Raw genomic sequence first — 21,543 nt, 5'->3', positions numbered from 1 at the left:
GGCGCACGATCGGCGCGCTCGCAGACCGCCTGCTGCGTTCGCTTCGGGTAGCGACCTTGTCGCCGCGGACTGCCGCGTTCGCGCCGCGGGCGCTTGATCGACAGCCATAGCTCGCGCGCCAATCGACGAACGGCCTCGTTTCCACCTTGTCGGCGCGGATGTGCCGAGCCGCGACCGGGCAACGTCCTCGCGCCGCAGACACCGCCCTTCGCCCGTCGATTCGCCCGTCGATTCGCCCGTCGATTCGCCCGTCGATTCGCCCGTCGATTCGCCCGTCGATTCGCCCGTCGATTCGCCCGTCGATTCGCCCGTCCCGATGCGCGGCCTCGGCCGCGCATCGGGACGCCTCAGTAGCTGCCGACCATGTTGAGGAACCACCCGCGGTGGTCGTAATCGAAGTTGGTGAGGTCGTCGCTGAACTCGGTGAAGTTGTAGCCCACGCCGACGCGGAAGTTCTTGCCGAGGTCGCGATCCACGCCGAGCAGCAGGCCGGTGCGGGTGCCGCCGTCGCGCACGTCCAGCCAACGGTACTCGGCCAGCCCGTGCCAGACTTCGTGCACGCGGTAGCGCGCCTGCACCGCGCCGAAGGTGGTCGCCGAGTCCGCCCACTTTCCTTCCAGCCGGCCGAAGCGCACTTCGCCCTCGCGCCGCGCCAGCTTGCCGGCGAACTCCCAGCGCTGATTCGGGTTGTAGACGCCCTCGAACGAGAGCACCTGGGTGCGCTGGTCGTAGGTGGCGATGTCCGGCCCGACCTGTTGCAGCGAAGACACGTCGTACAGGTAGGTGTACTTGCCCAGCAGCGCCCAGCGGGTGCTGTTGTAGGGACGCCAGGCGAAGCCGACGTTGCCCTCGACGAACTTGGCGCCGGCCTGGGCGTTGAGTTTGTCCTGGGTCTGCGAGTAATTGAGCCGCCCGGCGATGCGGAAGCTGTCGTCGAACTTGTGCAGGAAGCGGTTGGTGCTGGTCCACTGTTCGCGCTGCTCGGCGCCGCTGTCGCGCCGCCATTCCAGCTTGCTCTGCCACTGCGTGTCGAGCGAGCTGCGCCCGCCGGTGAGGCTGGCGCCGCGACGCTGGACGTTGCCGAGCTCGGCCTCGCGCTCGAGCGTGGACTTGGTCAGGGCGAAGCCGAGGTTCCAGCCCTCGCCCGGGTAGAAGTCCATGCCGAAGGTATGGCCCAGGCCCGATTCGTTCGGCGCCTTGAGGAACACGCTCTCGTTGAACAGGTTGACCTGGTTCGACAGGCGCCAGCGCTGGCCGAGGGTCCAGCCGGTGTTGAGGCGGTCGTCGAACAGCGGCTCGTAGTCGCTGGTGTCGGTGGAATAGGTATAGGCGCCGTAGATCGAATGGTCCGGGGTCAGCCGGTATTCGGCGTCGAGCTTGGCCGCATCGCCGCGGTCGCCGCTGCTGATCTCGGCGCCGACGCTGGACAGTTCGCCGAACAGGTACTTGCCGCCGACCGTGACCCGGTCGTTGTCGGCATAGCGGCCCTCGTCGTCGTCGACCGTCTTCTGCACGGTCGCGAACAGCTCCAGCTGGGTGCCGATGCGCTGCTTGTACTGCAGCGCGGCCAGCACGCCGTTGGCATCCAGGCCGTTGGCGCGGTCTTCCTGCACCCGGCGCACTTCGGCGCTGAGCGTGGACTCGTCGTTGAGCCGCCATTCGAGCGAGGCCTGGGCCTGGGTCAGCGACTGCGGGCCGCGCTCGGCCACGCTGTAGCGCGCGAACAGGCGCAGCGACGGCGTCAGCTCGCCGTAGACCTCGGCGCCGCGCTCCTCGACCGCCGCGTTGGTGTCGTAGCGGGCGATCGAATAGCCCTTGTCGACCTCGCGCCACCACGCGCCGGCGGTCCATTCGCCGTCGCTCCAGCCCAGTTCCTTGAAGTTCGCCCGCGCTTCGACCGAACGGGCGCGGCCGCTGCGGTCCTGCAGCCCGGAATTGAGTTCGGAGAAGCTCAGGCCGCCGTTGTCGGAATAGAAGATCGGCGCGCTGGTGGCCTGGGTGCGGCTGTTCTCGAGCTTGAGGAAGGTGCCGCGCCCGGCCTGCAGGGTGACGTCGGCGCCCTGCAGCGTGTAGTCCTCGCCGGAACGGTTCTCGTCGATCCAGGTGCCGCCCACGGCCAGGTGCTCGCCGAACCAGTGCTTGCCGCGGAAGCCGAGCGTGGTGTCGTCCGGATCGAAACCGGTCGGCACGTACTCGTAGTCGGCTAGCAGCACTTGGTCGAAGCCGTCGAGCGGCGTGTCGCGGGTCAGGCTGGGCGCATCCTGGCGGCTGATCTGGTCCAGCCGGCGGGTCAGCAGCACCCGGCCCTGCAGCTCGTCGATCTCGTAGTCGGCGCCGCGCACCAGTTCGACCCGGCTCTGCACCCGGCCGGTGGTGCGGTCGCGCACTTCCACCGCAAGCTTGTCCGAGCCCGGCAGCAGATCGCCGTGCTTGAGGTAGTACAGGCTGCCGTTGGTGCCGAGCAGTTCGGTGTGGCCCGGCGCGGTCTGCGCCTGCGAGCCGAACACGCGCAGTTCGCTGCCCGGCTCGCCGAGCGCGGTGCTGCGCCGGCTGCGCCAGCTCAGCGCGCCGCCGTACAGCGAGCGGTTGTACTGGGCGTACTCGGTGCCGGTCAGGCCGGTGTTGAAGTTGCCCCACAGCGCCTGGTTCTTGTCCCAGTCCACGCGCAGGTACAGCCGGCCCATGGTGTCGACGTCGCGGTAGGTCGTCGAATCGTCGCCGTAGACCGGGTAGTACTGGTCCGGATCCAGGCGCCGGAACACGTCCTGCGGGTCGGCGTCCCAGAAGCCGTTGAACAGCTCGGAAACCTCGCGTTCCTGGGTGTCGGCCTGGGCCGTGACCAGGTACTTGCCGCGATACTTGCCCTTCAGATAGAACGCCAGCCGCCCGTCCACGACCAGGCTGTCGTCGGCCAGGCGCTTGTCGTTGGCCACCGTCTCGATCGAGCCGCTGGTGCTGCCCTTGTACGCGGTGACGTCGGCCAGGCCGACGGCGAACAGGTAACGGCCGCTGACGTCGACATCGAGCGCCTGGTGCGAGCGGCCGCCCTGCCCGCCGCTGACTTCGACGTCGAAGCGGTGTTGCCCCACCGGCACCAGGTACTCGGCGACGAACTTGCGCTCCAGGTCGATCGGATGCGACTGGCCGTTGATCTTGATCGATTCGCGGTCGGGGATGTTGCGGCCCTGGATGCGGATGCGCGAGCCGTAGATGGCGATGTTCTGCTGGCGCAGGCTGTCCTGGCCGAACACCCGGTCGACCTGGCTGAGCTGCTCGGCGTCCTCGACGCTGAAGGCCGCGCCCTGGCGCTTTTCCACTTGCTCGCGCAGCAGGCGCGAACCGCGTTCGGCCTCGCTCGGGCTGACCAGCTGCAGCCGCCGCGGATAGGTCTCGTCGAAGCTGCCGCCGTCGCCGTAGGCGCGCACGATGTAGACCAGCTCGTCGCCCGGCCGCAGCTGCAGCGCCGGGTCGAGCTCGCCGTTCCATTCGGCGTCGGCGACCGCGGCATTGGGCAGCTCGACCTTGGCGATCGGCGTCACCAGGTCGGTGTCGGTGGCGCGGTACAGCAGCACTTCGGCGCGCTTGATGAAGGCCGAATAGTTGTTGTACGCGTAGAACCTGACCGGCTTGGCGATCTTGCCGTTCTCGAACGCGAGCAGCGACGGCGCCGACACGGCCATGCGCGGCTGGCCGAGGTTGGGGTCTTCGGTCGCCCACACCACGCCGCCGCCGGGCAGCTGCAGCGACCATTTGCCGACAACGATGGCCTGGCCGGGCTGCAGCACGCCCTTCCACTCCGAGCGCGGCACTTCGGCCTCGATGGTCACGCGGCGATCGGGCTGCAGCGCTTGGGACGAGGAACGGTCGGTGGTGCCGACCGTCTCGGGCTGGCGCTTGCCGCGCGTGCGCAGCTCGAACAGCACGCCTTCGCCGCTGCCGCAACCGTTGTCGCCGCAGTTCAACGGCGGCGCGCCGACCGCTTGCGGCGCCGGGGCCGGCGCTTGCGCGGACTCGGGCGACGGCGCGGGCGCGGCCGCAGCCGGCGGCGCGGCCTGCTGCGCGCCGGCGACCTGGGACAGACCGGCCAGGATGCCGATCAGGGTGTAGTCGAGCAGTTTCATCTTCATGGTGGCGCCCTTCATTTCTCGCTCTTGCCGGCGGGGGCGTCCGGATCGTTGCTCGCATCCACGCGCAGGGCCTTGCGCACCTCGGGACTGGCGTGCGCTGCGATGGCGTCGTAAACCGCCTTCGCCCGCCGCATGCCCAAGGCGACGTTGTAGGCATCGGACGCGCGCTTGTCGGTGTGGCCTATGACGACCACGCGATTCCCCTTCAAGTCCTCCAGCGCGGCCGCGATCTTCTTCAGCAACGGCAGGTACTTCGGTTTGACCGTGGACTTGTCGGTGTCGAACAGCACCTCGCCGAGCTTGGGCCATTCGGCGAAGCCGACCACCATCGTCTTCGGGTCCTGCGCGTCGGTACGCACGCTGATCTGCAGTGCCTTGAGCTGCTCCGGCGCCAACAGCGACTCCAGCGCCTTGCCTTGAGCTGCTCCGGCGCCAACAGCGACTCCAGCGCCTTGCGCACGGCCAGGGCGCGATCCATCGCCAGCGCTTCGCTGTCGCCGTTGGCGGTGATGACGATCTCGCCGCCGCCGTACTGGCGGACCTTCTCGGCCATGTTCTCCACTGCCGGCAGGTAAGCGGGCTTGACCTGCGCGCTGCCGGCATCGAAGAACACCTCGCCGATGCGCAGTTCCACGTCCTGCTTCGGACCGGGGATCTCGCCCGGCGGCAGCTTGACGCCGAAGTCGAAGCGCACCGGGATGCCCGGGGTCAGGCGACGCACCAACGGGTTGTCGGTGGTGAGCTTGCTGCCCGGCGGCAGGGTCGCCGGATCGAGCTTGAGCACGAAGTTGCGCCCGCGCTCCCATGGCCCGCCCGCGACGCCCTCCAGGTGGTAGCGGCCGAACTGGTCGGTCTCGATCAACAGCCCCTCGACCGACGCCAGGCGTACGCCCGGGATGCCGCGTTCGTCGACGCCGTGGTTGCTCACGATGTAGTCGACGCGGTAGCCGCCCTGCGCCTGCGCCACGCGGCGTTCGACCTTGGGGTTGGCGCCGGTGAGGCCCTTGGCGGCATCGCCGGAACGCTCCACCCGGGTGTTGCCGGCCGCGTCCATGCGCACGGTCACCCCCTGCGCGTTGGTCAGCACGAAGTCGTCGGTAAAGCCCGGCTCGCGCAGCAACTGGCTGATCGTCACGGTATGCGCGGCGACCGGGTCGGCGTCGGACTGGCGGCCGCCGATCTTGCCCAGGTCGATGCCGTGCAGCATCGGCGCGCTGGCGTCCGGTTCCGGCCGGGCGCCGTCGCCGCGGTCGACCGTGGTCGAACCGGCGATGTAGGCGCCCGGAGCGAAGCCGCCCTGCACGCGCAGGTCGGTCAAGTCGGCCGGATCCTGCCAGCGGTCCTCGTCGCGGTCGTCGAACACGGTGCCGAGCAGCAGCGATTCGTCGAGCAGCGGGTCGGACACCAATTCCACCGTCGCCGTGGCGATGTTGGAACGCTTGCCGCCGTCCTCGGCGTAGGCGCTGTTGATGTGGCTGCCCGGCCGTACCGAGGCGCCCACGCGCAGCAGGTAGACCACCGTGGCCGACTGGCCGGCCTGGATGTCGAGGCCGTCCACGCTGACCGGCGAGGTGCCGACCAGGCGGCCCTGGCCGTCGCGGTCGGCGACCTGCAGGCTGCCTTCGACCAGGCTGAAGCCGGCCGGCGGCGTGTCCACCAGGGTCGCGTCGATCGCGTCGGTCTCGCCGACGTTCTTGACGGTCACCGTGTAGCGCACCAGGTCGCCGATCTTGATCCGCTGCGGACGCGCTTCCTTGCTGACGACCAGGTCGGTGTCCTGCTCCGGCTCGATCGGCATGATCGCCGTGCCGGTGGCGGTCGCGGTGCCCGAGGTCTGGCCGCCGCCCACGCTGCCGTAGTGCGCGGTGACCGTGACCACGTTGTCCAGGGTGCCGCCGGCGCGGGCTTCCTCGCGGGTGATGGTGTGGGTGTAGACCTCGCAATCGGTGCTGGCGCCCGGGGCGAGCGTGGTGGTGCCACAGCGCAGCTGGGTCGGCGCGTAGTTCTCCAGTACGTCGCTGGTGCCCATGTCGTGCAGGGTGATGTTGCCGGTGTTGGTGATGCGCACCGCATAGCTGATGACGTCGCCGACGTTGCCGACGCCCTGGGTGGCGTTGTCGACCGTCAGCGTCGCGACCTTGACGATGGCCACGGCCGGATGCGCCTGGATCGGCACGGTCACGGTCGGCTTGCAGGCCTTGTCGGTCGAGCCCGCCGGGCACACGTTCGGCGTGGTGGTGGTCACCGTCGCGGTGTTGACCACGGCGGCGGCATCCACATCGGCCTGGACGATCCTGTAGGTACCGGTCAGCACGCAGGTACGGCCCGGATCCACGCTCGCGCAGGTGATCGTGTTCGGCGCGATCTTGTCGTCGCTGACGACCACGTCGGTCAGGGTCACGTTGCCGGTGTTGGTCGCCGTGATCGAGTAGGTCAGCGTGTCGCCGACGCTCACCGCGCCGTTGCCGTCCTCATCGGCGTTGCGGTCCATGGTCTTGACCGAGGTCAGGCCCGGGGCCTGGGCCACCGGCACGGTCACCGTTGGGTTGCACTTGGGATCGCTGCCGCCGGCCACGCAGGGCGACGGCACGCCCGGCGGCGTCTCGGCCCGGACCACGGCCGTGTTGCGCACCAGTCCGGTGTTCGCGTCGGCCTGGGTGACCTTGTAGGTACCCGTCAGCACGCAGGTCTGGCCCGGCTCGACGGTCGCGCAGACGGTCGAGTTCGGCGTGATCTTGTCGTCGGTCACCGTCAGGTTGGTCAGCGCGATGTTGCCGGTGTTGGCGACCGTAATCGTGTAGGTCAACGTATCGCCGGCCGTCACCGAACCGCTGCCGTCCTCGTCGGCATTGCCGGTCAGGGCCTTGGTGGACGTCAGATCGGCCTTTTGGGTCACCGGGACGGTGACCGTCGGGTTGCACTTGGCGTCGGTCGAGCCGGTCGGGCAGATGTTCGGTGTCGACGTAGCAACGGTCGCCTTGTTGACGATCGAGCCCGCGTTGACGTCGGACTGCTGGACCTTGTAGGTACCGACCAGGTCGCAGAACGCACCCGGAGCGACGGTCGCACAGGTGATCGTGTTCGGCGTGATCTTGTCGTCGGTAACGACCACGTCGGTCAGGGTCACGTTGCCGGTGTTGGTCACCCGCACGCGGTAGCTCAGCGTGTCGCCCACGGTGATGCTGCCGCTGCCGTCTTCATCGGCGTTAGTGGTTTGGGTCTTCTCCGAGCTCAGATCCGCCGTCTGGGTGACCGGGACGGTCACCGTCGGGTTGCACTTGGCGTCGGTCGAACCGGTCGGGCAGACGTTCGGCGTGCTAGTGCTCACCGTCGCCTTGTTGACGATCGAGCCGGTGTTCACATCGGACTGCTGGACCTTGTAGGTACCGACCAGGTCGCAGAACGCACCCGGGGCCACCGTGGCGCAGGTGATCGTGTTCGGCGCGATCTTGTCGTCGGTGACGACCACGTCGGTCAGGGTCACATTGCCGGTGTTGGTCACCCGGATGCGGTAGCTCAGCGTGTCGCCCACGGTGATCGAACCGCTGCCGTCTTCGTCGGCATTGCTGGTTTGGGTCTTCTCCGAGCTCAGGTCCGCCGTCTGCGTGACCGGCACGGTGACCGTCGGGTTGCACTTGGCATCCGTCGAACCGGCCGGGCACACGTTCGGCGTCGAGGTGGCAACGGTCGCCTTGTTGACGATCGAGCCGGCATTCACATCCGACTGCTGGACCTTGTACGTACCGATGAGGTCGCAGAAGGCGCCCGGAGCAACCGTCGCACAGGTGATCGTGTTCGGCGCGATCTTGTCGTCGGTGACGACCACGTCGGTCAGGGTCACATTGCCGGTGTTGGTCACCCGGATGCGGTAGCTCAGCGTGTCGCCCACGGTGATCGAACCGCTGCCGTCTTCGTCGGCATTGCTGGTTTGGGTCTTCTCCGAGCTCAGGTCCGCCGTCTGCGTGACCGGCACGGTGACCGTCGGGTTGCACTTGGCGTCGGTCGAGCCGGTCGGGCAGACGTTCGGCGTGCTGGTGCTCACCGTCGCCTTGTTGACGATCGAAGCCGCATCGACGTCACTCTGCTGGACCTTGTAGGTACCGACCAGGTCGCAGAACGCACCCGGGGCCACAGTGGCGCAGGTGATCGTGTTCGGCGTGATCTTGTCGTCGGTGACGACCACGTCGGTCAGGGTCACGTTGCCGGTGTTGGTCGCGCGGACGCGGTAGCTCAGCGTGTCGCCCACGGTGATGCTGCCGCTGCCGTCTTCATCGGCATTGCTGGTCTGAGTCTTTTCCGAGGTCAGGTCGGCCGTCTGGGTCACCGGCACGGTGACCGTCGGGTTGCACTTGGCGTCGGTCGAGCCCGCCGGGCACACGCCTGGCGTGCTGGTGCTCACCGTCGCCTTGTTGACGATCGAGCCCGCGTTCACATCGGACTGCTGGACTTTGTAGGTACCGACCAGGTCGCAGAACGCACCCGGGGCCACGGTCGCACAGGTGATCGTGTTCGGCGTGATCTTGTCGTCGGTGACGACCACGTCGGTCAGGGTCACGTTGCCGGTGTTGGTCGCCCGCACGCGGTAGCTCAACGTGTCGCCCACGGTGATGCTGCCGCTGCCGTCTTCGTCCGCATTGGCCGTCTGGGTCTTCTCAGACGTCAGGTCAGCCGTCTGGGTGACCGGCACGGTGACCGTCGGGTTGCACTTGGCGTCGGTCGAGCCAGCCGGGCACGCGCCCGGCGTCGACGTGCTCACCGTCGCCTTGTTGACGATAGAGCCCGTGTTCACGTCGGACTGCTGGACCTTGTAGGTACCCACCAGGTCGCAGAACGCACCCGGAGCCACGGTCGCGCAGGTGATCGTGTTCGGCGTGATCTTGTCGTCGGTGACGACCACGTCGGTCAGGGTCACATTGCCGGTATTGGTCACGCGGACGCGGTAGCTCAGCGTGTCGCCCACAGTGATGCTGCCGCTGCCGTCTTCATCGGCATTGGTGGTTTGGGTCTTCTCCGAGCTCAGGTCAGCCGTCTGGGTCACCGGCACGGTCACCGTCGGGTTGCACTTGGCGTCGGTCGAGCCGGTCGGGCAGACGCCCGGCGTCGACGTGTTCACCGTCGCCTTGTTGACGATCGAGCCGGCGTTAACGTCGCTCTGCTGGACCTTGTAGGTACCGACCAGGTCGCAGAACGCACCCGGGGCCACGGTCGCGCACGTGATCGTGTTCGGCGTGATCTTGTCGTCGCTGACGGCCACGTCGGTCAGCGTCACATTGCCGGTATTGGTCACGCGGACGCGGTAGCTCAGCGTGTCGCCCACGGTGATCGAGCCGCTGCCGTCTTCGTCGGCGTTGCTGGTCTGAGTCTTTTCCGAGGTCAGGTCGGCCGCCTGGGCGATCGTCACCGTCTCATCGTCGGTGTCGTCCACGGTGCCGCCGCTCGGCGTGGTGCCGGTGCCGGTCGCCGTGTTGGCACGGCTGCCCGCGTTCACGTCGGCCTGGGTCAACGTATAGACGTTGCCCGCCGTGCAGATCAGCGTCTGGGTCTCGCCCGGGGCCAGGGTCACCGCGGTGCACGCGAGGTTCGGCAGCAGCGGGTCGGTCACGTTGACGTTGGTCAAGGTGACGTTGCCGGTGTTCTGCACTGCGAAGGTGTAGGCGACGGTGTCGTCGACGTCGCCCGCGCCGTTGGCCGGCGTGTCGGTATCGGTGATCGCACCGGCCGTCTTGGTCAGGGTCAACTGCGGAGCGCCCGCGATCGTCACCGTCGCACTGTCGATGTCGTCCACGATGCCGCCGCTCGGCGTCGTACCGGTGCTGGTGGCCGTATTCACAAGGGCGCCGTCGTTCACGTCGGCCTGGGTCAGCGTGTAGACGTTGCCCGCCGTGCAGGTCAGCGTCTGGGTCTCGCCCGGCGTCAGCGTTACCGACGTGCACGCGAGGTTCGGCAGCAGCGGATCGGTCACGTTGACGTCGGTCAAGGTGACGTTGCCGGTGTTCGTCACTTCGAACGTGTAAGCGACGGTGTCGCCGACATCGCCCGCGCCGTTGGCCGGCGTGTCGGTATCGGTGATCGCGCCTGCGGTCTTGGTCAGGTCCAATGCCGGAGTCGGCGGCTGCGGCGGGTTCACGCAGGCGGCGTTGTCGGTGGTGTCGTTCTCCGCGCCGCTGGGCAGGTCCGCGCGGTTGTACAGGCCCTGGCCGGGCGTGTTGGCCGAACACGCCGGCGCGGGCGTGTCGTCGGTGTAGACGAAGTTGATCGTCAGCGAATAGGTGTGGGTCGCGTTCGCGGCGATCGCGGTGTTGGCGGCGGCGAGTTGGTACGGCCCCGCGCCGGTGGCGCTGCCGGCGGTGCAGCCGCCGGTGCAGGTCCAGGCGGCGCCGGTGACCTGCAGGTTGGTCGGGAACGAGGGGGCGTCGCTGATCGGCCCGTAGGTGCCGGCCGCGGCAGTGCCGTTGGCCACTGCGATGGTATAGGTGACCGAATACACGCCGGCGGCGGTCGGCCCAGTCGCGGTGCCGGCGGTCTTGCTGAGGTTGAGCCGGAAGATCGGGTCGTCGTCGGTCGCCGTGCAACTGCCGGTGGCGTTGTCGAAGACGCCGCCCGCGGCGGTGCAGCCCGCGCCCGTGTTGACGATGCCCACAGGGGGGGCGACGCTGGCGCGGTTGGTCGCGTTCTGGGCCAGGGCGTTGCCGGCTCCCGCCAACAGCGAGACAAGCAGGAGCCACCTGCCCACGCTGCCGCCGACCGCAGCCGTTTGCTTGAAGATCGATCCCAACACGGATGACGCCCCCTGATTCACTAACCCCTTCAATCGCCGGGCGAACTCCGGCGCGGACATGAAGGCGAAACGCATCACAGGCGCGGGCGCCCAGGCTCCCGTAAAAGGCTGATCGGCAAGGGCTTGGGCCGATTGGGACGAATCCGAATCGCTCAGGCGCGAAACTGCTTCGTGCTGTCTTCCGACATCGAACTTCGCCCAGGGAAGCGCCCCCCGCACACGGCGACTGCGTCATCGAAAGCGGTTTTTCTTCGCCCTAAGGCACATCAGAGGAGCCGCAGGCCATCTCCGCCGAGCGCGTGCGCCCGCCCGCCGACACGGGCGATCGATAACCGCAGCGAACCCCGACCCCGCCGCAGCGGGCGCGTCGCGCCTTCGTCCCGGTCGCCCGGTTTGACAATGCCCCGCATCACGTAACATCATTAGTTCCATGAAATCCAACAGCACCCTCTCCGGCGTCCTCCACGTGCTGCTGCACATGGCCGAGTCGCCGCGTCCGGTCACTTCGGAAATCCTGGCCCGGGCGATGCGCACCAACCCGGTGGTCGTGCGCCGGACCATGGCCGGCCTGCGCGAGGCCGGGCTGGTGCGCTCGGAGAAGGGCCACGGCGGCGGCTGGAGCATCGCCCGCCCGCTCGACGCCATCACCCTGCTCGACATCTACCGCGGCATCGGCGCGCCCGGCCTGTTCGCGCTCGGCCATCGCAGCGATAACCCGCACTGCCTGGTCGAGAAAGCGGTCAACCACGCCCTCGACGGCGCCTTCGACGCGGCCCAGTCGCTGCTGCTCGAACGCTTCGGCGGCGTGACCCTGGCCGCGCTGAGCGCCGACTTCCACGCCGGCGTGGTCGCCGCCGGACACACCATCGACCTGGAGCACGCCCATGACTGACGATTCCCTGCTCGACGCCATCGTGATCGGCGGCAGTTTCGCCGGACTCTCCGCCGCGCTGCAGCTGGCGCGCGCGCGCCGCTCGGTGCGCATCCTCGACGCCGGCCGCCCGCGCAACCGTTTCGCCGACGCCGCGCACGGGTTCTTCAGCCGCGACGGCGAGGACCCGCGCACCCTGGTCGCCGCCGCGCAGGCGCAACTGCGCCGCTATCCCTCGGCCCGCGTCATCGCCGCCGAAGCGGTGCGCGCGGCCGCCATCGACGGCGGGTTCGAAGTCGCCGCCGCCGACGGCAGCGTGCTCGCCGCGCGCAAGCTGGTGCTGGCCTTCGGCGTCAACGACGTGCTGCCGCAGCTGCCCGGCGCGGCCGAACGCTGGGGCAAGAGCGTGCTGCATTGCCCGTACTGCCACGGCTACGAATTCTCCGGCCGGCGCCTGGGCGTGCTGCAGTCGGCCAGTTTTTCCGCGCAAAAGGCGCTGTTGGTCGCCGATTGGGGCCCGACCACGCTCTACCTCAACGGCGAGCCGGCGCCGGACGCGCAGGTCGCCGCGCAATTGGCGCAGCGCGGCGTGGCGATCGAACCGGCGCCGATCGCCGAACTGTTGGGCGCGGAACAATCGCTGTCGGCGCTGCGCCTGGGCGACGGCCGCGAGGTCGCCATCGACGCGTTGTTCATCGCCGGCCGCACGCGCTTGAACAGTGCGCTGGCCGAGCAACTCGGCTGCGCCATCGAGGAAGGCCCGATGGGGCCGGTGATCCGCACCGACGACAGCCGCCAGACCACGGTCGCCGGCGTGTACGCCGCCGGCGACATCGCCCGGCCGATGCACAACGCGACCTGGGCCGCGTCCGACGGCGTCACCGCCGGCGCGTCGGCGCACCAGGCGCTGGTGTTCCAGCCGCTGGCGGCCTGAACTGCGCGTCCGCCGCGCGCGGCGCGTCTTAGTTCGCGAGACGCGGGCGTTCTAGCGTCCGCGCCATGGACACTCACTCGCCCCTGCACGAGCTGCCGCCCGGGTTCCACTGGGAGGCCCCCTTCGCCGGCTCGATCTTCCCCTCGCACCTGGTCGCGGTACCCGACGAGGACTGCGAGGCCTGGCTGGCCACGGTCACCCCGGCCCGCGACGGGCACGGCGCGATCGCCACGATCCGTCGCCACCTCGGGCTCAAGGACCACGTCAGCCGACCGTTCCGCACCGATGCGGCGGCGGCGGGCTGGGTGGCGCGCTGGCTCAGCGGCCAGGGCGAGGCGGTGCGCGCGGAACTTGCGATCGACTGGCCCGCAGCGGCGCGCGCGGCCTGAAGAAGCCGCTCGCACGGGCTGGTACGGCCGCGCGAGCGCGTGGCAAGCGACGCCGGTCCAACCAAAGCCGCAAATGACAATCGTTATCATTTGAGCTAGAGTCGCGGCGACTCCGATTCCTGCAGATGGGCCGCGCCCGACGGCCGCGCGCCGAGACGATGCCTTCCAACGCCGCTGTCCTCACCTCGCTGCTGGTCACCGAGCGCGAGCGGCTGTTGCGCTACCTCGGCCGCTACCTGGACCGGGCCACCGCCGAGGACGCGCTGCAATCGATGTACTTCAAGGTCATCGCGGTGGCCGGCGAGCCGCCGATCGCGGATGCGCGCAACTATCTCTATCGCCTCGCCCACCATCACGCGGTGGACCAGGGCCGCAGCGAGGCGCGCCGGCGCAAGTTGCGCGAGGCTGCGGCGGCCTGCCTGGAAGAAGAGGAAACCCCCGACACCGCGCGGGTGGCGCTGGCGCGCGACGAGTTGGAGCGGGTCGCGCGCGCGGCGCGCGCGCTGCCCGAGCCGAGCAAGCGCATCTTCATGCTCAACCGCTTCGAAGGGCTGACCCAGCGCGAGATCGCGCAATTGCTGGGGGTGTCCTCGACCACGGTGGAAAAACACATCCAGCGCGCGCTGCGCCTGCTCGACCAGGCCCGCAGCGGCGGCTGAACCGGCCGGCGCCGCGGCGGGGGGTTGGGTAAGGCCGCGCGGCGTTCGTCCTCATCCAAGTCCAGGCAGCTTCCGCCACCGCATGACCCCGTCCGCGCACACCGATCCGACCGACCCGCCCTACCCCGGCAGCGACGACCCCGCCGGGCAGGCCCGCGCCTGGGTGGCGCGATTGGCCTCGGGCGAGATCGACGAGGCCGAGCTGGCCGCCTTCGAGATTTGGCGGCGCCCCCCCGCGCACCGCCAGGCGTTCGCGCGGCAACGCGAGCTGTGGCACGCGCTGGGGTCGATGCGCGACGCGTTCGAATCCGCGCCGGCTTCGCCCACCGCGGCGCCGCGTCCTGCCTTCGCCGCGCGCCCGCGGCGAGCGCGCCGGCGCCTCGCGGCCTGGGGCCTGGCCAGCGCCGCCTGCCTGGCGGCTGTCGTCGCCGCCGCGCCGACCCTGGCCCTGAGCCTGCGCGCGGATTACCGCACCGGCATCGCCGCGGCGCGCTACACCCTCGCCGACGGCTCGCGGCTCGCGCTCGATGCCGACTCCGCGGTCGCGGTGGACTTCGACGGACGCGAACGCCGCATCGAACTGCTGCGCGGCAACGCCTGGTTCCAGGTCGCGCACGGCGACGCGCGGCCGTTCCGGGTCGACGCGCTCGGCGGCAGCGTGCGCGACATCGGCACGGCGTTCGAAGTGAGCCGGCGCGCAACCGGCGTGTACACCGCGGTCAGCGAGGGCCTGGTCGAAGTCGATTCCGGCGGCGCCGCGCCGGTCAGCGTCGCCGCCGGCCAGACGGCGAGCTACGCCGAAGGCCGCGCGCCGACGGCGCCGCAGGCGACGGCGACGGCCGACATCGCCGGCTGGCGCCAGGGCGAACTGGCGTTCGACGCGGTGCGCGCCGACGAGGCGCTGCACCGCATCGCCCGCTACCGCAGCGCGCCGGTGTGGACGCTGGGATCGTTCGAACGCGCGCCGCGGATCAGCGCCAGCCTGCGCGCCGACCGCAGCGACGAGGCCATCGCCGCGGTGGCGCAGCGCGCGAACCTGCGCGTGCAACGGCTGCCGGGCGGCGCCTTGCTGGTGCGGCCGCCGCGCGATTGAGCCGGCGCGATTGAACCGGCTCGACTGAGCCGTCTCGACTGGGACGACCCGGTCGAGATACGCCCGCCGCACGACCGCGTTCGAAAAAACCCCGCCGCGGGGTTGGGTAAGCGCGCACGGCCGTCGTCCTGTAGTTCGTAGCCGCGAGACGCGCATCGCTTCTCAAGCCAAACGCCGCTCACATCCGCGCCGATCGTTCCGGCCGCGGCAGTGGGCTCCGATCCGACTTGAGGAGTTCGTTGCATGTCCTTCGCCCCGGCCCGCCGCCGGCGGCCGTCCGCGCGCCTCGCGCTGGCGGCCTGCATCCACCTGGCCCTGACCGGCTTGTGCGTTCCCGTCGCCGGCGCGCAGGCGCCGGCCGCGCAGCTAGCGCCCGCCGTGCGCCGCTACGAGATCCCGGCGCAGCCGCTGGCCGCGGCCCTGCGCCAGTACAGCCGGATCAGCGGCGTGCAGGTGGTGTTCGACAGCGCCGAAGGCGAAGGCCTGCGCTCGGCGCCGCTGCACGGCGACTACGACGATGCGCAGGCGCTGCGCGCGCTGCTCGCCGGCACCGGCCTGGGCGCGCAGCGCAGCGGCGCCGGCACGGTGGTGCTGCGCAAGGCCGCGGCGCGCGCGCAGGGCGGCGATGCGCCGCTGACGACCGACACGCTCAGCGTCGGCGCGGCCGCCTACGACGACGCGTCCCAGCGCGACGAACGCGGCTACGACCAGGTCTACGACCTCGACCTGTCCACCGTCTACGCCGGCAAGGCGCAGATCGAGCGCTACAAGGGCGCCGCGCCGGCCGACGTGTTCAAGGGCATGCTCAACGTCTACAGCGGCGATGCGCGCAACAGCGGCGCGCTGGACCCGAACATCCGCGGCATCCAGGGCCCGGGCCGGGTCCCGCTGACCATCGACGGCACCGAGCAGGCGCTCACCGTCTGGCGCGGCTACAACGGCGCCAACAACCGCAACTACATCGATCCCAACCTGATCGGCGGCATCCAGGTGATCAAGGGGCCGAACCTCACCCGCAACGTCAGCAGTTCGATCGGCGGCGCGGTGGTGGTCAACACCCTCGACGTGGCCGACATCCTCAAGCCCGGCGAGCGCTTCGGCGGCGAGTTCAAGGCCGAGAGCAGCGACAACGCGACCGACCCGCGCCTGCCGCGGCTGTCCACCGGCCAGGACTACCGCACCATTCCCGGCTTCCCGAGCAATCCGCAGGCGACCTACTACGACCCCACCCTGTACAAGCCGGTGCGCAGCAGCGGCGGCAACGACCCGATCGCCGGCGACGACCACGCCATGCGCCTGGCGCTGGGCCTGCGCGAGGAGCGCTTCGACCTGCTCGCCGCCTACGCCTACCGCAAGAAGGGCAACCATTTCTCCGGCGAGAACGGCGGCGATTTCTACGCCCGGCCCTACGATCCGGCCAAGAGCCTGAACTACATCACCAGCCTGGCGCGCTTCTACCATCCCGGCGACGAGGTGCCCAACACCTCCAGCGAGATGGAGTCGTGGCTGTTCAAGGCCACCTTGCGCGCCAGCGAACGCCAGACCCTGAAGTTCGGGTTTCGCGACACCCGCTCGGACTACGGCGAGATCCTGCCCACGCGCATCTCCTGGCGCGACACCACCGACACCGGCGCGCCGCAGTGGCCGCTGAGCAAGGTCGAGGCCAAGGCCTACAACCTGGAGTACAAGTGGCAGCCCGGCGGGCGCTGGTTCGACGTCTACGCCAACCTGTGGACCACGCGCACGCTCAGCGACACCTACAGCGCCGGCGGCTTTCCGAACTGGGCGACCTTCGACGACCCGCTGCTGCGCAACACCGCGCTGGCCAACGCCCACCACGACCGCAAGGGCCTGACCTTCAGCAACAAGAGCGCGCTGCGTTCCGACCTGGACCTCACCGTCGGCTTCAACTACCAGCACGAGACGCTGCGCTCGGACGACGAGTACAACGGCGTCGCCGACGGCTGGCGCATGTTCCCGCGCGCCGGCCGGCGCGAGGAGCGCGACTTCAGCCTCAAGCTGGACTGGCGCGCGAGCGAGCGGCTGAGCCTGAGCGCGGGCGCGCGCCACCAGTCGTACTGGGCGTTCGACGATTTCCTTGCCGATCAGCTGGCCAAGGGCGACACCCGCCTGGGCCAGGTGCTGTTCCCGCAGCGCTACGCGATGACCTATTTCACCCGCGACCCGCGCATGAGCCAAACCGCGCTGGACGCGCGCATCGCGACCATCCGCCGCAACGCCGAGCGTTTCGGCTGGACCCCGCAGGTGGTGGCGACCCAGATCGAACAGGCGACCTACACCGTGCGCAACGTCGCCCCGGACTGGCGTCCGGACGCGAACGGCCGCTTCCGCCGCGCCGACAACGTCTTCCTCAACGGCAGCCTCGACGGCACCGACTACGGCCGCGCCAGCGCCTCGCTGCAGCCGCTGTTCCTGCAACAGCAGGCGCAGCACCACGACGGCAGCGGCTGGACCCCGACGGTGGCAGCGACCTTCAACGTCAGCGACAACGCGCGGCTGTACTTCCGCCACAGCCAGGCGCGGCGCTACCCGAGCATGTTCGAAAGCACGCTGGGCTTCTCCGCCGCGCTGCCGGTGGCGCCGCTCAAGCCCGAGCGCGCCTACAACTACGAGCTGGCCTATGTGCACGACTTCAGCCGCGCGCTGGGCGCCGACTACGCCGACCTCAAGCTGACCTACTACCACCACCAGACCCGCAACGTGATCGAACGCAGCGGCCAGCTGCAGTTCTCCAACCTCGACAAGCAGACCCTGCGCGGGCTGGAATTCCAGGGCCGCTACGACAACGGCCGCTTCTTCAGCGACCTCAGCGTGGCGCGCAATCTGGAGAACGAGGTCTGCGACGAGAGCGTGGCGGCGATCAACGATCCCACCGGCCGCATCGGCGTGCCCGACTGCGTGCAGGCCGGCTTCGTCGGCGGCTATCTGATCACCCAGGCGCTGCCCAAGCTGTCGGCGAACTGGACCCTCGGCGGCCGTTTCCTCGAGCGCCGGCTGGAAGTCGGCGCGCGCGTGGTCCACCACAGCGGCTACGAGAACGGCGACTACGACCTCTACCAGGAACAGCGCCTGGGCGCGTATTTCAACGTGCCGCTGGCCTGGGACCGCATCACCACCTACGACGCCTACGTCAACTACCGGGTCAGCGACGCGCTGGCGCTGGAGCTGGTCGGCACCAACCTGGGCGACCTGTACTACGTCGATCCGCTGACCCGCTCGGCGATGGCCGCGCCGGGCCGGACCTTGAAGCTGAGCCTGACCGCCAAGTTCTGAAGACGCCGCCGCGGCGGCGCGCCGCGCCAGGGACGGCGCACCCACGAATCTGTTGCGCACGAAGCAATGGATGAGCGACCGGGCGCATCGCGCGCTCTAGCCAAAGTTCATCCCTCGTTCCAATCATTCAAAGGAGTTCCACATGAAGCGCATGAGCCTCACCCTGTCCGCCCTCGCCCTGGCCTCGCTGGCCGGCGTCGCCCAGGCCGCCGTGGTCGGCGACCAGAGCGACAACACCTACGTCGAAGCCGGCGTGTCCACCGTCAACGCCGGCCCGCACATCGCCGGCCGTCCGGGCATCGGCGTGTACACCATGGGCACCGACCGCAAGGTCGACTTCCAGGCGCTGCAGACCTTCGCCCCGGCCGACGCCAACGGCGTCTCCAGCCTGGTCTCGCCGATCACCCCGCCGACCCACAGCGGCATGGGCGTGTTCCACTTCGCCAAGATCGCCGGCCACAACGTCTACTTCGGCGAGTGGTCGCAGAGCGCGCCGACCGACGGCACCCACACCGTCTACTACGCGGGCGACAACGCCGGCACCACCGTACCGGCCTCCGGCACCGCCACCTACACCGTGGCCGGGCTGAACCAGTACAACGGCGCCAACAAGCTCAACGGCACCTTCAACGCCAACTTCGGCGCCAACCAGCTCAGCGGCAGCCTCAGCAACGGCACCCTCACCGTCGACATCGGCACCGCGGCGATCAGCGGCACCGGCTTCAGCGGCAGCGGCGCCAGCGCCACGGTCGGCGGCGCCACCGTCGCCACCGGCGGCGTCAGCGGCCAGTTCTTCGGCGCCAACGCGGCCGCGCTGGCCGGCGTGACCCGCTTCGACGACCGCCTGTACGACACCGCCTTCGGCGGCACCAAGAATCCCTGAGGGATTCGCCGGTGAAGGCCCGCGGCCGGTTCGCCGGCCGCGGGCCGCTGCGTCGCCGCAGGGAGGCGGCGGCGCGGTTCCGGCGGGCGACGATGAAGCCTTACCGAACCGTATCCAGCGCGACCGCCGCGCGCGCCGCCGGCCTCGCTGCCGGCCTGGCGCTGTGCCTGTTTTCTTTCGCCGCGCCCGCGCAGAACTCCGCCCAGGACCGCGACGACACCCGCCTGCGCCTGGACCACGGCCTGGAACAGCGCCAGGCCGAACGCGAACGCGCCCTGCTCGAAGACGAGAACGCCGCGCAAACCGACGCGGCCGCGCTCGCCGATCTCGATCCGGGCGATCCCGATGCCGTCGCCGCCGCGCTCTACCAGGCCGTCAGCGCGCGCCGCTGGGCACAGGCGCGGCCGCTGCTGCAACGCTATCGCGCGCTGCCGCAGCGCGACCGCATGCTCGAACTGTATGCGCAAGGCGCGCTGGCGCGCGCCGACGGCGACCTGCGCGGCGCCGAACGCGATTACCGCGCGCTGCTGCAACTGCAGGCCGATTTCCTGCCCGCGCAACTGGAACTGGCGCGGGTGCTGTTCGAGAACCAGCTCGACCCCGAGGCCGAGCAGCGCTTCGGGGCCATCGCCGCAGCGCTCGACGCCGGCGACGCCAAGACCGCCGGCGTGCGCCGCACGGTCGAGACCTTCCTGCGCGCCTTGCGCAACCGCCGCGGCTGGCACGGCAGCTTCGCGCTCGGGCCGACCTGGAACGACAACCTCAACCAGTCCTCGGCCAGCCGCACCTGCCTGCTGGCCGCGCCCGACGGCCAGTGCGCGATCGAGCGCACCCTGCCGGCGGCGATCGAAGGCGGCGGCCTGGACTTCGACGCCGGCCTGACCCGGCGCCAGCCGCTGCGCGGCCACCACGGCCTGTACCTGCGCTCGCTGCTGTACGGCTATTCCTACCGCGGCCACAGCGGCTACAACGAGACCACCGCCAGCGCCAGCGCCGGCTATTCCTACGCCAGCGCGCGCCACGCGTTCACCGCCGCGCCGCAGTTCGAGTATTCGGCGTTCGGCCAGCGCAGCCTGTACGCCGCCTGGGGCGCGCGCGCGGACTGGACCTGGACGATCTCGCCGCGCTGGCTGTTCAAGCTGGAAGGCGACCACAAGCGCATGCGCTATCGCCGCAGCGACCTGGCCGGCTACGACGGGCCGACCACCGCGGTCTACGCCACGCTGTGGCGCGCGCTGCCGCAGCAGTGGCTGCTGTTCGGCGGCCTCGACCTGGCCCGGCGCGAGACCCGCCGCGACACCGAGGCCTACCTGCAGCGCGGCGCGCGCCTGGGCCTGTCCAAGCAGTTCGACGCCGGCGTGTCGCTGCTGCTGTTCGCCTCGCTGCGCAAACGTACCCACGACGAGTGGAACCCGACCTTCCAGGCCCGCCGCCGCGACGACGAATTCAACGCCACCGCGATCGTGCGCCTGCCGCGGCTGGCGTTCGCCGGCTTCACCCCGAGCCTGACCTTCAAGCGCAACCGCACCGCCAGTTCGATCGATTGGCTGTACGCCTACGACCGCGACAGCGTCAGCCTCAAGCTGGAGCGCGCGTTTTGAGCGCGCCCGCGCTGGAAGCGGCCGCCGCCGCGCGGCCGGCGCGCACCTGCTCGCGCGCGCTGCATCGTGCGCGGCCGCACGCGCAGGCGCCGCGCCCGGCCGCGCGCGAACGCGACCCCTGGCTCGGCGGCGTGGCGGTCACCGCAGTCGTGCACGCCGCGCTGCTGGCCGCGCTGCTGCACCTGCGCACGCCCGCGCCGGCGCTGCCGCCGACGCCGCCCGCGGCCGCGGTGGTGCTGGAACTGTCGCTGCTGCCGAAAGCGCCGCCGGTGCCGGCGCTGGACCTGCCGCCAGGGCCGGCGCAGCCCGAACGCGCGGCGAGCCGCGCGCGGCCGCCGCGCGAAGTCGCGCGCGACCGGCCGTTGCCGCAACCGCCGCAAGCGCTGGGCGAAACCGCCAGCGCGCCGCAACCGGCCGCGTCCAGCGCGCCCGCCGAACAACCCGCCGCGCAAGACCAGGCCGCCGCCAGCGCATCGGCGCCGCCCACCGTCGCTGCCGTGCCGGCGCCGCGCTACGCCGCCGCTCAAGACGCCGCCGGCGCCGGCCGGCAAGTCCCGCGGCACTGGCAGCAATTGCTGCTCGGCCACCTGGAGCGCTTCAAGCGTTACCCGCGCCAGGCCCGCCGCCTGCACCAACAAGGCGTGGCCCAGTTGCGCATGAGCGTCGCCGGCGACGGCCGCGTGCGCGCCGCCCGCATCGAAGCGTCCAGCGGTTACCCGGGCCTGGACGAGGAAGCCCTCGCGGTCGCGCAGCGCGCCGGCCCGGTGCCGGCGCCGCCGGCGGAGCTGGGCGATCCGGTCGAGGTGGTGGTGCCGGTCGATTTCTACATCGCGCGCTGAAGCCGCGCGCCATGACTTCCGGCCCTGCGTCGCGGCGCGCGGCGCGGGCACCATCGTTGGCGCAACCGGGAATGC

General features: G+C 70.3%; 12 protein-coding genes. 9 read left to right on the top strand and 3 right to left on the bottom strand.

The window, feature by feature from the left end:
• Positions 1–347: 347 nt before the first annotated feature.
• Genes BLV01_RS12730 through BLV01_RS12720 form a run of 3 tightly spaced genes read right to left on the bottom strand, consistent with a single transcriptional unit; the run spans position 348 to position 10,860 of the window.
• Positions 348–4,127, bottom strand: coding sequence for a hypothetical protein (locus tag BLV01_RS12730; RefSeq protein WP_254782631.1), 3,780 nt, complete (start codon positions 4,125–4,127; stop codon positions 348–350).
• A gap of 11 nt (positions 4,128–4,138) precedes the next feature.
• Positions 4,139–4,456, bottom strand: a complete 318-nt coding sequence (locus BLV01_RS25450; protein WP_139178665.1) for an OmpA family protein — start codon at positions 4,454–4,456, stop codon at positions 4,139–4,141.
• On the bottom strand, positions 4,363–10,860 hold the full coding sequence (locus tag BLV01_RS12720; RefSeq protein ID WP_175485915.1) for a DUF7507 domain-containing protein: 6,498 nt from the start codon (positions 10,858–10,860) through the stop codon (positions 4,363–4,365). Before BLV01_RS12720 ends, BLV01_RS25450 begins: the two co-directional genes overlap by 94 nt.
• Before the next feature lie 475 nt (positions 10,861–11,335).
• Here BLV01_RS12720 and BLV01_RS12715 point away from each other — a divergent pair, with 475 nt between their 5' ends.
• The 9 genes from BLV01_RS12715 (at position 11,336) to BLV01_RS12675 (ending at position 21,468) form a co-directional block, all read left to right on the top strand.
• A complete protein-coding gene (locus BLV01_RS12715) occupies positions 11,336–11,797 on the top strand; it encodes an Rrf2 family transcriptional regulator (protein WP_091799803.1) in 462 nt (153 codons plus the stop codon).
• Positions 11,790–12,710, top strand: a complete 921-nt coding sequence (locus tag BLV01_RS12710; protein WP_091799801.1) for an NAD(P)/FAD-dependent oxidoreductase — start codon at positions 11,790–11,792, stop codon at positions 12,708–12,710. Before BLV01_RS12715 ends, BLV01_RS12710 begins: the two co-directional genes overlap by 8 nt.
• 65 nt (positions 12,711–12,775) lie before the next feature.
• Entirely contained in the window at positions 12,776–13,099 is a 324-nt protein-coding gene (locus tag BLV01_RS12705) for a hypothetical protein (RefSeq protein ID WP_091799799.1), read from the top strand.
• A 158-nt stretch (positions 13,100–13,257) separates the two neighbouring features.
• Positions 13,258–13,758 carry a sigma-70 family RNA polymerase sigma factor gene (locus BLV01_RS12700; RefSeq protein WP_091800042.1) on the top strand — a complete coding sequence of 167 codons (501 nt, stop codon included), beginning with the start codon at positions 13,258–13,260 and terminating at the stop codon, positions 13,756–13,758.
• Between the two features lie 82 nt (positions 13,759–13,840).
• On the top strand, positions 13,841–14,851 hold the full coding sequence (locus BLV01_RS12695; protein ID WP_091799797.1) for a FecR family protein: 1,011 nt from the start codon (positions 13,841–13,843) through the stop codon (positions 14,849–14,851).
• A gap of 243 nt (positions 14,852–15,094) precedes the next feature.
• On the top strand, positions 15,095–18,145 hold the full coding sequence (locus tag BLV01_RS12690; RefSeq protein WP_091799795.1) for a TonB-dependent receptor: 3,051 nt from the start codon (positions 15,095–15,097) through the stop codon (positions 18,143–18,145).
• 142 nt (positions 18,146–18,287) lie between these two features.
• Positions 18,288–19,028: a Slam-dependent surface lipoprotein gene (locus tag BLV01_RS12685; protein WP_091799792.1), complete on the top strand. Its 741-nt coding sequence runs from the start codon at positions 18,288–18,290 to the stop codon at positions 19,026–19,028.
• Between the two features lie 92 nt (positions 19,029–19,120).
• The gene (locus tag BLV01_RS12680; protein WP_091799789.1) at positions 19,121–20,629 is read left to right on the top strand and encodes a surface lipoprotein assembly modifier; all 1,509 of its coding nucleotides are present in this window, start codon (positions 19,121–19,123) and stop codon (positions 20,627–20,629) included.
• Entirely contained in the window at positions 20,626–21,468 is an 843-nt protein-coding gene (locus BLV01_RS12675) for an energy transducer TonB (RefSeq protein WP_175485914.1), read from the top strand. The genes BLV01_RS12680 and BLV01_RS12675 overlap by 4 nt, the downstream gene beginning before the upstream one ends.
• Positions 21,469–21,543 lie beyond the last annotated feature (75 nt).

It is taken from the genome of Lysobacter sp. yr284 (assembly GCF_900107375.1).
Classification (GTDB): domain Bacteria; phylum Pseudomonadota; class Gammaproteobacteria; order Xanthomonadales; family Xanthomonadaceae; genus Lysobacter.
This window is presented reverse-complemented; position numbering and strand designations above follow the sequence as displayed.

Coding starts and splice junctions, on each gene's coding strand:
- BLV01_RS12730 (WP_254782631.1), bottom strand. CDS start 4,127: ATGAAGATGAAACTGCTCGACTACACCCTGATCGGCATCCTGGCCGGT.
- BLV01_RS25450 (WP_139178665.1), bottom strand. CDS start 4,456: ATGGTGGTCGGCTTCGCCGAATGGCCCAAGCTCGGCGAGGTGCTGTTC.
- BLV01_RS12715 (WP_091799803.1), top strand. CDS start 11,336: ATGAAATCCAACAGCACCCTCTCCGGCGTCCTCCACGTGCTGCTGCAC.
- BLV01_RS12710 (WP_091799801.1), top strand. CDS start 11,790: ATGACTGACGATTCCCTGCTCGACGCCATCGTGATCGGCGGCAGTTTC.
- BLV01_RS12705 (WP_091799799.1), top strand. CDS start 12,776: ATGGACACTCACTCGCCCCTGCACGAGCTGCCGCCCGGGTTCCACTGG.
- BLV01_RS12700 (WP_091800042.1), top strand. CDS start 13,258: ATGCCTTCCAACGCCGCTGTCCTCACCTCGCTGCTGGTCACCGAGCGC.
- BLV01_RS12695 (WP_091799797.1), top strand. CDS start 13,841: ATGACCCCGTCCGCGCACACCGATCCGACCGACCCGCCCTACCCCGGC.
- BLV01_RS12690 (WP_091799795.1), top strand. CDS start 15,095: ATGTCCTTCGCCCCGGCCCGCCGCCGGCGGCCGTCCGCGCGCCTCGCG.
- BLV01_RS12685 (WP_091799792.1), top strand. CDS start 18,288: ATGAAGCGCATGAGCCTCACCCTGTCCGCCCTCGCCCTGGCCTCGCTG.
- BLV01_RS12680 (WP_091799789.1), top strand. CDS start 19,121: ATGAAGCCTTACCGAACCGTATCCAGCGCGACCGCCGCGCGCGCCGCC.